Source organism: Acinetobacter sp. CWB-G5 (assembly GCF_019209785.1).
Taxonomy (GTDB): Bacteria; Pseudomonadota; Gammaproteobacteria; order Pseudomonadales; family Moraxellaceae; genus Acinetobacter; species Acinetobacter johnsonii.
In genome coordinates, this window is record NZ_JAHUTF010000012.1 from 18,252 (window position 1) to 32,852 (window position 14,601).

Here is a 14,601-nt window from a genome sequence, read left to right on the forward strand (position 1 = left end):
TTATGGAAATAAAATAATTAAAAACCTGTCGCCACTCTACTCCTTGGTCGTCCTAAATTTGGAATATAAGGGGGCAACTTTGCTTTACCAAAGACCCGTCCTAATTCGGAGTAGATAGGTCTTCGCGTTGGGTCATCGCAGTATTGATTGGCTTGATAGCCATAATGCATCAATTCAATATACTCATCATATTTAGTCAGATATTGGCAGGCGAATTTAAGATCACGAATCTTCTCCTCATCATGATAATCAACACGTCCAAGCCCATTACGATAATAATTATTCATGACAGCATTACAATTAAAGGCAACGCCTTCTCCCTCAGTAATCACCTCATTCCAATGATTCGCAATAATCTTGCCATGGCTAATACTTTCCTGCACCCGAGAGCCATCTAGAAAGATCACCATGTGTAAGTGGTAGCCTTTTCTGAGCCCATATTCAAGTTTCCAGACATAACCAACTTGTGCATCACCCTGATGCTTTTCACGTAAATAACGAAGTAACAACTCTCGATGCTTAAAGATCAATTCATAGCTTGCATCCGCATCTTCGTGATATCCAAAATCAATACGTACTGCAACAATGCGGGAATAGCGGAGAAACAGCTGATCGATGTATTGATCTAAACTACGATGTTGCCGTGATGCTAGTTGAGCTGATTGTTTAAGCCTAGCCTTACATTGAGGTTGTCTCATGTACTGATGAATATCATAGGCGCAAGTATTCAGGCGTTCGGCAAAATACGGAGAGAAATCACGTGGATCATAATCGACACGTGTTAAATGATGCGCTTGTACGCATTCAAAGAAGATTTGGAAATGTAAAGGATAGTAATCCAGCGGATAATATTGATCTATTTCCCTCACCACTGATAATGCATAAAGAAAATCATTGGCTAAATCTCTAAGATCAGCATAAGGTATCTTGAAATGCTCGTGATACAAGCGTTGTCTGTGCTGTTGATGATTCGGAAGGGAATAGTACTGACGACTATCAAAGAGATCAGTAAATTGCTTAAAGCTCGTAATCGCTGTCACCACCCGCTTGATGTGTACTAGTTCAAACCTAATCTGACAGTTACCGATATTTGCTTAAGACTGTCAGGTTAAATTTGAGCTATTTAGCAAAACTCATCCAATTTTTTACTTGCTCCCCATACCACTCCATAATTTTTACCCGCTCATCCCAATACTGTGCTCTGTTATAAGCGGATCGAATTCTGTTTTGAGGAACATGCGCAAGTTGGCGCTCAATCGCATCGGGATTAAATAAATTTGATTCATTTACAACTGTACTGAATAGCGATCTAAAACCGTGTGTTGTCATTCGACCTGCATAGCCCGAACGCTTAATGACTGCCAAAATGGATTCACTACGCATCGGTTCTTTATTACTTAGACGATGTGGGAAAAGCAATTCTTGATTATGGGTAAGTCTTAAAGCTTTCAGTTCCTCAATCATCATGTCCGTCAACGGTACGCGATGCGGAAGACGATTCTTCATGCGTTCTTCTGGGATATCCCACTTACGCCCTTCCAAATCAAACTCTTCCCAGCGAGCTTGCAGTAATTCACTGACCCGAACACCTGTCAGCATAATTAATATAATGGCATGATGGGTTTGCTGATCGCTTGGGTAAGCTCTGACTTTTCCTAAAAATTCAGGCATCTCTGAAGCTGGTAACGATGCCAAATTTTTTACACGCTTATTTTTCAGCGCATAAACCAAATCACCAGCAGGATTATCGTAGCGATAGCCGTGTGCAATAGCGTACTTCATGACCATGCCACAGCGGGATAAAGTACGCTTAGCCACTTCAAGTGAGCCTCTGGCCTCAATCTTTTTTATGGTCTGTAAAATTTCAGGTGCTTGAATCTGATTAATACGCTTATTTTCTAATGAAAGATACAATTCATCTAGAGATGCTCTGACATTGCTAATGTGCTTCGGGGACCACGTTTCTTTCTGATTCTCAAACCAATCTTCAGCTACTTCTTTAAAGAAAGGCTTTATGTCCTCATGAAGTACTGATTTTGAATGTTTATACTTAAGTTCATAAGCCATTTCTCTAGCTTTTTTCAAACTAAGTTCTGGGTATGGTCCTAGTGACTCAGATTGACGCTTCCCATGAACAGTATAGCGGACATTCCAATACTTCTGACCTTTAGTTGTAATAATCAGCGATAAACCATGTGAATCTGATAGACGATATTGCTTGTCTTTCGGTTGGGCTTTTCTACATTCCGCATCTGTGAGTGACATATCTTTAACCAGAATTTGTTGTGTTAATTTCTGGGTAAATTTTGCCAATTTTTACCCACACAAAGCAAAAATAGGGTCAAATCGCATAGGACAATATCGGACAATACAGCCAATAAAAAAGCCCTTAAACATTGAGTTTAAAGGCTTTTTTAGATTCCAATGGATTACTTCGGAAAGAATTTTGGTGGAGGTGGCGGGAGTTGAACCCGCGTCCGCCAGCACTACGCTCGAGAATACTACATGCTTAGATATCGTCTATTGTTTTAACTCTTTGTGACCCGACGAACAGGGTACAAATTGCGATCCTCTTAATTTAGTACAAAACCCCGAGGCTTGATTTTATACGGACTTGTGTGCGTGCGCTTCAGTCGGACTCTCTAACCACAAGTATTCGGAGAGGCGGACAAGCTGCCCTTAGGCAGCTAGAGCGTATGATTCGTCGTTTGCGACTAAAAAATGCAAATTTGATTTACGAGAGAAAATGCGCTCTCGACATGCATCTATGAGTTTCATCACCAGCGTCGAAGCCAGAAACACCCCCAAAGTAGCGGTAATCATAGCATAGTTGCTAGAAAATACGATCTATTTTCTAAACAAACACACATATTGATGCGCTTAATTACATAATTGCGCTAATATTTTAGTTTTCAAGTCCAACAATAAAATAATTTATGAGCTACTTACTTGCACTCGACCAAGGAACCACTTCGAGTCGTGCCATTATTTTCAATGAACAAGGTCAAGTTCAGGCAACGGCGCAACGCGAAACGCGTATACATACCCCTCAATCAGGCTGGGTAGAACAAGATGCTCAAGAGATTTGGAGCTCACAAATTGCCGTTGTACAGCAGGCTCTGGCCTCTGCTCGTATTTTAGCCAAAGACATCAAAGCCATTGGCCTTACTAACCAAAGAGAAACGACCGTGGTTTGGGATAAACGCACAGGTCAGCCGCTTGCACCAGCCATTATCTGGCAAGACCGTCGTGCATTTGAATGGTGCAATCAACTCCTACAGCAAAACCTAAAAGATAAGATTCAATCCAAAACTGGACTCCGAATTGACCCTTACTTTAGTGCAGGAAAATTGGTCTGGTTACTCGAGCATGTCAATGGTCTACGCACACTGGCTGAACAGGGGCATGTGGCCTTTGGCACGATTGATAGTTGGCTGATTTGGAATCTTACCCAAGGTGCTCAACATGTCATCGAAGTCAGCAATGCCTCTCGCACCATGCTCATGAACTTAAGTACCCAGCAGTGGGATGAAGAGCTGTTAGATTTATTTAATATTCCGTCTGCATTACTGCCAAAAATCATCAACTCGGACACCTATGTCGCCGATACCGCGGCAGGCTTACTCGGTGCCAATATTCCGATTACAGGCATATTAGGCGACCAACAGTCTGCGCTGTTTGGACAGTCCTGTTTTGACATTGGGACTGCCAAAAATACCTATGGCACAGGTTGTTTTATGCTGTTCAATACAGGCGAGACCGTTCAATACAGTAAGAACAAACTGCTTTCGACGCTGGGTTGGAAAACGCAACATCAAACCACTTATGCCCTAGAAGGCAGTGTATTTATGGCCGGTGCGATTGTTCAGTGGCTACGAGATAATTTAGGCATTATTCAAAAAAGTAGCGATGTTGAAAAATTAGCTTGTACAGTTCAAGATACCGATGGCGTCATGCTAGTTCCGGCATTTACTGGACTCGGTGCACCACATTGGGACAGTGAAGCGCGTGCCCTCTTATGTGGAATGTCGCGTGGAACCAATAAGGCCCATATCGCTCGTGCAGCCTTAGAGTCCATTGCCTTTCAAGTCTCTGATGTACTGACCGCCATGCAAGCCGATATCCAGCAGCCGCTGAAAGAGCTCCGCGTCGATGGTGGTGCCAGCCAAAATGACATGCTGATGCAGTTTCAAGCCGATATTTTAAATGTGCCTGTACTACGCCCTAAGATGCAGGAGTCGACCGCATGGGGCGCAGCGGCCATGGCAGGGTTAAGGTGTGGCGTATTTTCAAGTTTGGATGAAATTGCACAGTCTTGGCAGCTTGAACGTGCTTTTGAACCCAAAATGAGTCCAGATCAACGTGAGTTTCACTTACAACAATGGCAATCTGCCTTGAAACGTGCAAAGTCAGAACTTTGATTATTTAACGCTATTGTTTTGAGATATCAAAAACATCATAAAATTGCATAATAAAAAACCGCTTCAAGAAAGCGGTTTTTTATTACCTTAATGCGCATGCCCGCCACCGCCTGCCCCTATTTTAGGTTTAGGGCAGAGCCAAATAATAGATGCTGCAAATAGGAACACCAAGGCCAAGATCAGGAAAATATAGTTTGCCGACAAGGTCAACGCTTCTTTATCCACCAGACTAGAAATATAGCCTAATACACCTTCCGCGCTCATTCCCTGCTGCATCAACACCGACTGGGTTTGATCTGTATGCAAACTACCAACCATTTCGCTACGTGCAACTTTAGTATGGTCGTCCCAAATAGTGACAGCAATAGATGCACCTATCGCCCCAGCCATGGTTCTTAAGAAGTTCATTAAACCTGCGGCAGATGCCATTTCATGCGGCAATACCGATGACAGTGCCATGTTTGATAATGGGATAAAGAAAAATGGTACAGCAAAGCCCTGCAAGATTTGCGGCAATGCCAATGCAAAAAAGTCAGCATCGGTAGTCCAGAACGAGCGCATCAAAGTCACTCCACCCAAGATGCTCAAACCAAAACTGGCCAGTGCACGTTGGTCATATTTGGTTGCCAATTTCGCCACAATGGGTGACATAGCTAAACTACCAAAACCCATGGTTGCGGTTAAATAACCGGCCCAAGTTGCGGTATAACCCAAATTGATCTGTAACCACTGCGGAATCAATACAATACTGCCAAAAAATGCGCCAAAGCCAAAGGCCAGTGCCAAGACAGAAATTGTGAAACTACGGTATCTAAAGATTTGGATATTCACCACTGGATGCCGTTCGGTCAGCTCCCAAATGGTAAAAATCACCAAGCCAATCACAGCCGTTAAAGCCAGTATCACGATCGCAGGGCTATTAAACCAATCACGTTCATGCCCCAAATCGAGCATGAGCTGTAATGCCCCAATCCATAAAATCAGGAGGATCAATCCACCGCGATCAATTTTGAGTTTGGCCGTGGCGGTTTCCGCAGGTTTAAGCAGACGCATCGCTGCAAAAGCACATGCGATCCCAACAGGAATATTAATAAAGAAAATCCAATGCCAAGACATGTTGTCACTGATGGTTCCCCCTAAAATTGGACCAAGAATCGGGCCAACCACTGTCGTCATTGCCCACATGCCCATCGCTTGGGATTGCTTTTCTGGAGGAAAAATCCGCATCAGTAACATCTGACTGAGCGGCATGATCGGGCCACCAAATAAACCTTGACCAATTCGGCAGAAAACTAGCATTTCTAAACTGGTCGATAAACCACACAGTACCGAAAATATGGTGAAGCCAATCAGACTTAAGGTAAAAACCCTCACGCCGCCAAAACGACCTGCGAGCCAGCCTGTTAAGGGAACACAAATCGCTTCAGCCACGGCATAAGAGGTAATCACCCATGTTCCTTGCGAACTTGATACCGCAAGGCTTCCCGTAATATGAGGCACAGAAACATTGGCAATGGTCATGTCCAGCACGACCATAAAGTTGGCCAAAGCGAGGACGAAAGCCGCCAGCATCAGGCGACCACCCTTTAAGTCACCATAGGGAACGTAGTTATTCATGTGCAACTACTTCGATTTCAGATCGATTTGAGCTTCCATCGACAAGCCAACACGTAAAGGATGTTCAGCCAACTCTTTCGGTTCGAGTTGAATACGTACAGGCAAACGCTGTACCACTTTAATCCAGTTACCTGTGGCATTTTGTGCAGGAATCAGCGCGAAGGCAGAACCTGTTCCACCAGAGAAGCCCAAGACCGTGCCATGGAACTCAACCGAGTCACCATAGAGGTCTGAGGTTAAAACCGCTTTTTGACCTGGGCGTACATTTTCAAGCTGGCTTTCTTTAAAGTTTGCATCGACATATAACTGTGAAATTGGAACCACCACCATGAGCACAGAACCTGGCGCCACACGCTGTCCAACTTGAATTTTTCGGCTCGTCACTACCCCATCAAATGGTGCTTTAATTTCAGTACGTTCTAAATCAAGCAAGGCTTGTTTTAGTTTTGCTTGAGCGACCAAAACATCCGGGGTCGAATTTTCATTACTGCCTTGAATTAAAGCTTCATTTGCAGCCAAGTTACTTTGCGCAGCTTTCTGACTGGATTTAGCCTGCGCCCAACCCGCTTGCGCTAAGTTATAGCCTGCTTGCGCATTATTTAAAGCAGCTTGTGCCGTGCTTAATTCTTCTTTAGAAATCGCGCCTGTCGCACTCAACTGCTGACGACGATTCAAGTCATCTTGCGCTTTATCTAACTCCGCTTTGGCTTTAGCCACTTGTGCTTCAGCACTATGAATGGCGTCATCACTCACAAAGACTTGCGAGTTTAGAGAGCTGCTGTTGGCCGCACTTTGTTTATACTGGCGCTGTGCTTTAAGTAATTCGGCCTGAGCTTGCGCTACAGCAATTTCGGCATCACGATGATCGACCAAAACCAACACATCGCCTTGCTTTACAGTTTGCGTGTCACTGACCAACACTTTTTCAACTTGGCCTGTCACCATAGAGGTAATCGAGGCCGTTTCCGCGCCCACATAAGCATTATCAGTTGAAACCGAATGGTTAAAGAACAGTTTCCAAATCAAGAATAAAATGGCAGCAATGATCAGGATCACAGCCACGAAACCTAAGCTTTTCTTACGTTTAGCTTTCAGTGCTTGATCATTGATTTGATCGGCTGGATCAGTATCTGGCAGTGTATTTGGGGCATCTGTCATTGATTTTTCCTAAATCTAACAGACTTGGTCAGCCGGCATCATCCCTACGAAAGGGACATCAGACAAGTATTGTCTGCATTGGTGTCGATGAGAAAGTCACAATAAAATTTGATGCATTCTAAGAGCAAATAATCACATTTTGAGAAAATAAATTGTAACTGCTCAGTCTATTTTAGTTTTCAGCATCCAACTTCCTATTGGATTCTATAAATTTCACTTGAATATTAAAGACTTAATTAATTTAAAACTAATAAGCATAAGAAGCAATCGCTGTTGCAATCGATTTGCCTTCGTCATTGACCATGGTCATGCGCATCGTGCAGCCTTTACGCCCCAATCTTAGAGTTTCAGCACGGGCAATAAAGTATTTTCCACGTCCCGGCGCGAGATAATCGACCCGCATATCGACTGTAGCTAAACGGGATACTTTTTTAATGGTGTCCGCAATCGTGTCAGGTTCCGCTTTTTTATACAGCTCCCCCATCGCTACAATGCCACCAATACTGTCTAAAACCGTTGCAGCCACGCCCCCATGTAAAATTTGGAACGCGACATTGCCAATTAAGTAATCTTGCATATCGATATAGGCTTCAATTTTCCCGTCAACGACTCGCATGGTCATGGTGTTGTGCTTAAAAAATGGCGACGCATTAAAAGCCTTAACCAACTGCTCAAAAACCACATCAATATCCACTTTTGCTCCTAAGTGTATGCTGCCCGTCCAGCTTTTTTCACTACTACTCATAACAATCTGCTTCACTCTTAAAACAATAAAAACCCGTCAATATGTGCCCAAAGCCATAAGATAGGTCTACAATACTGACCTAGTTTAATACCGATTATCGAGATTTGTATGACCTATACGTTCAATCGTCCCGCCTTCCCCGCTACTCGCATGCGCCGTATTCGTAAAAATGAACATCTGCGCTCTATGGTTCGCGAGACCCATTTAACGACAGATCATCTTATCTATCCAGTATTTGTACTGCCGGGACAAAACCAAACGCAAGACATTCCCAGTATGCCGAAGGTGCAGCGTCTATCTGCAGACTTACTCTTAAAAAAAGCAGAACGTTTACTTGAACTTGGCGTATCGAAACTGGCGCTATTTCCAGTGACTCCCCAAGAAGATAAAAGCTTAACTGCCGAAGCAGCATGGCGTGAAGATGGTGTGGTTCAAAACACGCTACGTCTGCTCAAAAAAGAATTACCTGAAATGGTGCTGATTACCGATGGCGCACTTGACCCGTATACCACGCATGGTCAAGACGGCATCATTGATGACACAGGTTATGTACTCAATGACGAAACCGTTGAAGCACTGATCAAACAAGGCTTAAGCCACGCTGAAGCTGGAGCAGATGTCTTTGCGCCAAGTGACATGATGGATGGTCGTATCGGTGCGATTCGTCAAGCCTTTGAAGCCAATGGTCATATCTACACCTCAATCATGGCCTATTCAGCAAAATACGCATCGAGCTTCTATGGCCCTTTCCGTGATGCGGTCGGTTCATCCAGCAATCTTAAAGGTGGCAACAAATACAACTATCAAATGGATGTAGGCAACCGCGCAGAAGCATTACATGAAATTGCCCTTGATATTCAAGAAGGGGCTGACATGGTGATTGTGAAACCGGGTATGCCGTATTTGGACATTGTCCGTGAAGTCAAAGACAACTTCGGCGTGCCGACTTTCGTTTACCAAGTCAGCGGTGAATATGCCATGCTCGCAGCGGCCATCCAAAACGGCTGGTTATCGGACAACGTGATTATTGAATCACTAATGAGCTGCCGCCGCGCGGGTGCAGATGGCATCTGGACCTATTTTGCAGAAGAAGCTGCATTAAAACTAAAAGACATGAAATAAAAGCCTGTTTAGAAGGATTGAGTTGCAATGCATATTGCCATCATTGGCGCAGGAATCAGTGGTTTACTGACAGCGCTTGAGCTGATTGAACATGGTTGTTCGGTTGAGATTTTTGACCAACAGCAAGCGGGACAAGCGGCTTCATGGGCAGGTGGAGGGATTCTTTCCCCGATGTACCCATGGCGCTATCCACAAAGTGTCAATGACCTCGCCAAATATGGCAAAAGCATGTATCAAGCATGGAATGAAAAAATTAGTCCGGTTTCGGGGATAGATTTTGAAATCCACGAAACAGGTATGCTGATTTTTGATGAAGCTGATTTTGACATTGGCCTAAATTATAAAGATCAACACCAAGAACCGATGCAGCATTGTGAGCTTTTGCAACGTGAGCAACTGGAACAGGTCAATTCCCGCATTTCGACGCGCTTTCAACAAGCTATCCATTTTCCGCAATTGGCCAACGTCCGTAATCCTCGACTGCTCAAGTCGATTGTGGAATATCTCAAACGGCAGCCACAAGTCACCTTTCATGAGCAAGCGTGGGTACATACGTTTGACATGCTCAATCAGCAAGTTCAAGGGATAAAAACTGCTGATGGTCAGAGCTATTCGGCAGATCATGTGGTGATTGCGACAGGTGCATGGTCACAACATTGGTCCGAACAACTCCAGTGCAGCATTCCAGTGAACCCCGTACAAGGGCAAATGTTACTGTTTAAAACCCCTGAAAACTGGCTACCAACCATGTGTATGAATCAGGTTATGTATCTGATTCCACGTTTGGATGGTCATATCGTTTGTGGTTCAAGCATGGCGGATGTCGGTTTTGACCAACGCCCGTCTCTACAGACCCAGCAAAATATTTATAAAGCCTGTTTGGATATGGTGCCTGAGCTGGCAGATTTCCCAATTGTGAAGCATTGGGCAGGTCTACGCCCAAGTTCACCAACGGGTGTTCCTTATATCGGCCCCTTCCCTGAAATAGCCAATCTCTGGACAAACTTCGGTCACTATAGAAATGGTCTATGTATGGGGCCTGCATCTGCACGACTGCTACGCGAATTGATGTTAGGCCAAAACTTAACGGTTGACGCCAGTGCCTATAGCCCTGAGCGTTTAGTAAGCTTTGCTTGATCAAACGCTATTTGGGTAAATTTTGCGGTTGAATAATGTGGATCAAGGCTTCTTTTAAAGTGGGATATTTAAACTCAAACCCCTGTGCTTTCAATGCTTCGGGGCGAACAAACTGACCATTCAACACCAGTTGAGACTGCTCGCCTAAAAGTAACTTCAGCATAAAAGCGGGTAAAGAAAGTACAGGTCTACGTTTCAGAATTTGCGCTGCGGTTTGTGCAAATGCTGACTGGGTGACTTTTTCTGGACTGACGACATTAAAGACTTGTGCAGTGGTTTCATGCAGCATTAGAAACTCAATCGCTCGCAGCACATCTTGAATATGCACCCAGACCACAGGTTGCCGACCCGAACCGATACGCCCACATAAGTTCATTTTGATCGGAAACAACATTTGCGGCAAAATGCCGGCCCCACGTCCAAAGACCACGCCTAAACGAATAATTTTGGTATTTTGCGAAGTGTCTTGCCGTGCAGATTGTTCCCATTTTTGACACAACTCTGACATAAAAATAGACTGCGACGCTGACTGCTCATTACAACACTCTGACCATTGTTCAGTCGGATCAATACCGTAATAGCCCACCGCCGAACCCGAAATAATACATTTCGGTTGAATCTTTCTTTTAGCGAGATATTGATAGAGCATCGTCGTCGTTTCAACACGACTGGCGATCAGCTTTTGTTTGCGGGCATCTGTCCACCGCCCCTGAGCAATACTTTCGCCAGCCAAATTCACCACATAATCAATGCGATCATGCTTGAGTTCTTCTAAAGCTCGAATCCAAGTCAAATGCGGGTGAATTTTAGGCAGATTCTTCTGTCGACTTAAGCCGATCACGTCATAATCTTTTTCTAATAAATAATCGAGCAAGTTTGAACCAATAAAGCCACTCGCTCCTGTCACCAATACACGTTCTTTTTGCATAGCGTGATCTCAAATGATGCTTTTGCTCAAACTATAGCATTTAGAAGAAAGCTTTACGATTAATCGATCATTTTTGCCGCCATACGCTCCGCTTGTTTGCCATAAAACCAGTAAGTCAGCACATACAGCGGAATCGCGATCAATAAAATCAGAATCACCACCATACTGATAAACTGTGGTTGTTGGACGTAGAGCATAAAGTTTTGCCAAACTTCGACATCACCTTGCGCAAAGATAAATAAACCTAACATGAGAAAGGCAAAGTTATAGCTCCAAAAAATCAGACTAAAACCTAAAGTGAATTTTTTCCGTTCTACTTGGGTTGGCGCACGGCGCTGCTGCTTAATAAATTTAAGTAAAACCCAAATCATAGCCACCAAATAAGGTACAGCCGTTAATACCGCTCCCATCCCTGTCGGAAGTAGCGCAGCGAGTACACCACAGACACAACCAAAGACAAAACATATGAAAAAAAACCAGAGAAAATATCGTGTTAGCGAAACCATAGCGCTACTTTAAACCCAACCAAAAAATCATTATAAAAAAAAATCATTTTTTTTTCATTTTCATGTCAACCAATCGAAGTTGATGTGCGTTAAATAGGGTACAAGGTCGCAGCAACCGTCAACATTGTACCGGCATCCACAATACGTACGGTGACCTTTCCTAGAGCAATAAGATTGGCTCCAAATTTAAATGTTGTCAGCAGCCGACATTTAAGCGTGAAGCAGTTTTCTTTGACCGACGATTTCATCATCACTCGAATCGTCGGTCTTTATTTTTTGTAGTCCTGATTTTTTCAGTGCTCCCCCACCTCAATAGATGAAGAAGCCCCTAAAAATTTAATATGAGTTTAAGTGCTGGACGTCTTCTGCATCCTGAATGACATAACCATTACGCCCCTGCTCTTTGGCCAAATACAGATTCTGATCGACTTCTTTTAAGAAAGCCATTTTGTCATTTTTCTGGGTTGGGATAATGGTTTTCACCCCTAAACTGACCGATAAACGCTGATCCAATGGCGATGAGCTATGGCAAATATCAGCAGTTCGAATACTCTGTAAAATACGCTCCACCACTTCAATTGCAGACGCTTGTGAGGTATCGGGTAATATCAAAACAAACTCTTCCCCACCAAAACGCGCCACCAAATCACGTGGTCGTGAGACACTTTTTTTCAGTAATTGTGCAATTTGTTTCAAGCAAGCATCACCGAGAATATGGCCATTATAATCGTTATATTGTTTAAAATAATCGATGTCTAGTAACATGAGAGTCAGTGGTTGCTGTTCACGCTGTGCATTGAGCCATTCGCGTTGGTAGCTATCTTCAAAGAAGCGGCGGTTGGCAATCCCCGTTAGACCATCTTGATACGAATATTCTTCCAGTTGCTTTTTCAGTGTTTCTAGCTCTTGTTCCTGTTTTTTACGCTCCGAAATATCGAACATAAATCCAACCAAACTATCGACTTCCCCATCTGGTTTTCGCACTACATGCACCACATCGCGAATCCAAATATATTCTCCATTGATGGTCAGTGCGCGATAGTCTGCTTCATGATCAACCCCCGAAATCGACTGCGCCACACAAAAATCAACCACCCACGCACGATCATTTTCATGCATTCGCATCGCCCAATCTTCGACTGTTCTCCACGAGTCTTGCTTCCAACCCAACACTTTTTCAATTTGTGGGCCAATATAACTAAAGGTTTTAGTTTCCCAATCAATACTCCAAGGAATAGCAAGTGTTGATTCAATCAGCGTCTTATACACCAGATCATTGACAATACGGGGCGAATTGAAAATAGAATCAGACATAGTTACGTTCTCCTTATACCCTGTCCTACTCAATACATGACTTATTTTTTAGACATTCTTCATAAATCATTCTTATAAAGTCTCAAAATTGAATCCGTGATCAATCTTCACATTTCCTTTATGGCTATGACACGATATACAATTTCATAGATTTACATAATACCCCATTAAAAGAACATTTTTTAATCAAAATTTATCTTTTTACTATAGTGTTAATCAAATAAACCTATCACTTTCTTTTTCACATAATCACTCACTAATTTTTCTGTGCAATTTAACTTAACAATAGGCCCTCAACTTTCAGGTCAGAGTTTGTCGTCGTAGTGACAATTATCCATCGCATAATTTTGATTTATGTTAGCTTATAGCTCTATTGCGCTTTGAGCTTGGGGTATCTATGGCTGTTCGTTTTTTTCATACATCTGATTGGCATTTGGGACAGTTTTTTTATAACCATTCCCGTCAGTATGAACATGAACAGTTTTTAGCATGGCTACTGGAGCAAATCAGTGCAAGACAACCGCATGCGCTTTTAATTGCAGGAGACATTTTCGATGTCATCAACCCTGCATCGTCCGCACAAAAGCAACTCTATCAGTTCTTAGCAGATGCGCATGCACGTGCACCGCATATGCAAACCCTGATGATTGCAGGCAACCATGACTCAGGTTACCGCATTGAACAAGTTGAACCGTTACTGGCCAAATACAATGCCAAAGCGGTAGGAGTGATTCATAAAAATAGCCAACAGCAGATCGATCTTGAGCACCTATTGGTCCCGATTTTAGATGAGCAACAAAATACGTTGGCATGGTGCCTGAGCCTGCCCTTTTTACGTCCTGCTGAAATTACAGGCTTTAATGAACACACCACCAATAGCCAAAACGCAATTGCCTATTTGCATCAACAACTGATCGCCGAGGCCAAAGCCCGCAAAACAGCGGATCAAGCCCTGATTTTAATGTCTCATTCACATATGCAAGGCGGTGAAACCTCAGACTCTGAGCGTCCTATTGTGATTGGGAATGAAGAAGCACTCTCAACAGCATTATTTGATGAAATCATTGACTATGTGGCGCTCGGACATTTGCATAAACCGCAAAAAGTCGGTGAAGAGCATATCCGCTATAGTGGCTCCCCCATTCCACTATCTTTTAGTGAAATTAACTATAAACATCAAGTTGTTGAAGTGACACTTGATCCCACACAAAACGATGTCTCCCGTTTTCAATTGAATGTTTTAGCAATACCACGAAGTATTCAACTGCATAAAATACGCGGTGAACTCAATGAGGTACTGGAAAAGCTGCAAGCATTGCCTCAAGGCATCATCTCAGAGATTGATCAACGTGAATATGTCGATATTGAATACCATACTACTGTTCCACCTCAGCCCAATTTAAGACAACAATTCGAAGAGGCTCTACCCAAAGACCGTTATCGTTTAGTCCGTATTTCGCGTCAATATTTAACGACTGATCAAGACCCCAATGCACCAACTAAAGTGAGTTTAGAACCACCTACACCAGAAAAACTGTTTCAGCAAATTTGGGAAAAACAGGGTTATCACAATGATGCAGAAGTGTTAAACGATTTCATGAGCTTAATGCGTGAAGCAGAACAATCCCTTGCAGATGAACACGAGGCTTAAAG

General features: G+C 43.3%; 12 protein-coding genes and 1 other RNA gene. 4 read left to right on the plus strand and 9 right to left on the minus strand.

Going from position 1 to position 14,601, the window contains the following annotated elements; genetic code table 11:
- Positions 1-17: 17 nt before the first annotated feature.
- The 3 genes from KVY11_RS14580 to ssrA form a co-directional block, all read right to left on the minus strand.
- Positions 18-1,040 carry an inovirus-type Gp2 protein gene (locus KVY11_RS14580; protein ID WP_371315996.1) on the minus strand — a complete coding sequence of 341 codons (1,023 nt, stop codon included), beginning with the start codon at positions 1,038-1,040 and terminating at the stop codon, positions 18-20.
- Between the two features lie 79 nt (positions 1,041-1,119).
- The gene (locus KVY11_RS14585; RefSeq protein ID WP_218289373.1) at positions 1,120-2,265 is read right to left on the minus strand and encodes a tyrosine-type recombinase/integrase; all 1,146 of its coding nucleotides are present in this window, start codon (positions 2,263-2,265) and stop codon (positions 1,120-1,122) included.
- Positions 2,266-2,447: 182 nt separating this feature from the next.
- Positions 2,448-2,806: a transfer-messenger RNA gene (ssrA, locus tag KVY11_RS14590) on the minus strand.
- Between the two features lie 130 nt (positions 2,807-2,936).
- Between ssrA and glpK the strand changes: the two genes are divergently transcribed.
- Entirely contained in the window at positions 2,937-4,421 is a 1,485-nt protein-coding gene (gene glpK, locus KVY11_RS14595; RefSeq protein WP_058952289.1) for a glycerol kinase GlpK, read from the plus strand.
- A gap of 87 nt (positions 4,422-4,508) precedes the next feature.
- Here the strand turns inward: glpK and KVY11_RS14600 are convergent, their stop codons facing one another.
- The 3 genes from KVY11_RS14600 to KVY11_RS14610 form a co-directional block, all read right to left on the minus strand.
- The gene (locus KVY11_RS14600; protein WP_218289352.1) at positions 4,509-6,038 is read right to left on the minus strand and encodes a DHA2 family efflux MFS transporter permease subunit; all 1,530 of its coding nucleotides are present in this window, start codon (positions 6,036-6,038) and stop codon (positions 4,509-4,511) included.
- 6 nt (positions 6,039-6,044) lie between these two features.
- Entirely contained in the window at positions 6,045-7,196 is a 1,152-nt protein-coding gene (locus KVY11_RS14605; RefSeq protein ID WP_218289353.1) for an efflux RND transporter periplasmic adaptor subunit, read from the minus strand.
- A gap of 247 nt (positions 7,197-7,443) precedes the next feature.
- A complete protein-coding gene (locus KVY11_RS14610) occupies positions 7,444-7,941 on the minus strand; it encodes a thioesterase family protein (RefSeq protein WP_218289354.1) in 498 nt (165 codons plus the stop codon).
- Between the two features lie 108 nt (positions 7,942-8,049).
- On the opposite strand from KVY11_RS14610, the gene hemB reads away from it, so the two are divergent.
- Complete coding sequence (gene hemB, locus KVY11_RS14615) at positions 8,050-9,063, plus strand: porphobilinogen synthase (RefSeq protein WP_168158554.1); 1,014 nt, start codon at positions 8,050-8,052, stop codon at positions 9,061-9,063.
- Between the two features lie 27 nt (positions 9,064-9,090).
- Positions 9,091-10,200 carry a glycine oxidase ThiO gene (gene thiO, locus KVY11_RS14620; protein ID WP_218289355.1) on the plus strand — a complete coding sequence of 370 codons (1,110 nt, stop codon included), beginning with the start codon at positions 9,091-9,093 and terminating at the stop codon, positions 10,198-10,200.
- A gap of 7 nt (positions 10,201-10,207) precedes the next feature.
- Here thiO and KVY11_RS14625 read toward each other — a convergent pair whose 3' ends face one another.
- The 3 genes from KVY11_RS14625 to KVY11_RS14635 all read right to left on the minus strand — a co-directional run bounded on the left by KVY11_RS14625 (position 10,208) and on the right by KVY11_RS14635 (position 12,948).
- Positions 10,208-11,128 (minus strand): TIGR01777 family oxidoreductase, encoded by a 921-nt coding sequence (locus KVY11_RS14625; RefSeq protein WP_218289356.1) that lies wholly within the window; start codon positions 11,126-11,128, stop codon positions 10,208-10,210.
- Positions 11,129-11,187: 59 nt separating this feature from the next.
- A complete protein-coding gene (locus KVY11_RS14630; RefSeq protein WP_218289357.1) occupies positions 11,188-11,634 on the minus strand; it encodes an ABZJ_00895 family protein in 447 nt (148 codons plus the stop codon).
- A 336-nt stretch (positions 11,635-11,970) separates the two neighbouring features.
- A complete protein-coding gene (locus KVY11_RS14635; RefSeq protein ID WP_218289358.1) occupies positions 11,971-12,948 on the minus strand; it encodes a sensor domain-containing diguanylate cyclase in 978 nt (325 codons plus the stop codon).
- Between the two features lie 397 nt (positions 12,949-13,345).
- On the opposite strand from KVY11_RS14635, the gene KVY11_RS14640 reads away from it, so the two are divergent.
- Positions 13,346-14,599, plus strand: coding sequence for an exonuclease SbcCD subunit D (locus tag KVY11_RS14640; protein ID WP_218289359.1), 1,254 nt, complete (start codon positions 13,346-13,348; stop codon positions 14,597-14,599).
- The last annotated feature ends 2 nt before the right edge of the window (positions 14,600-14,601 follow it).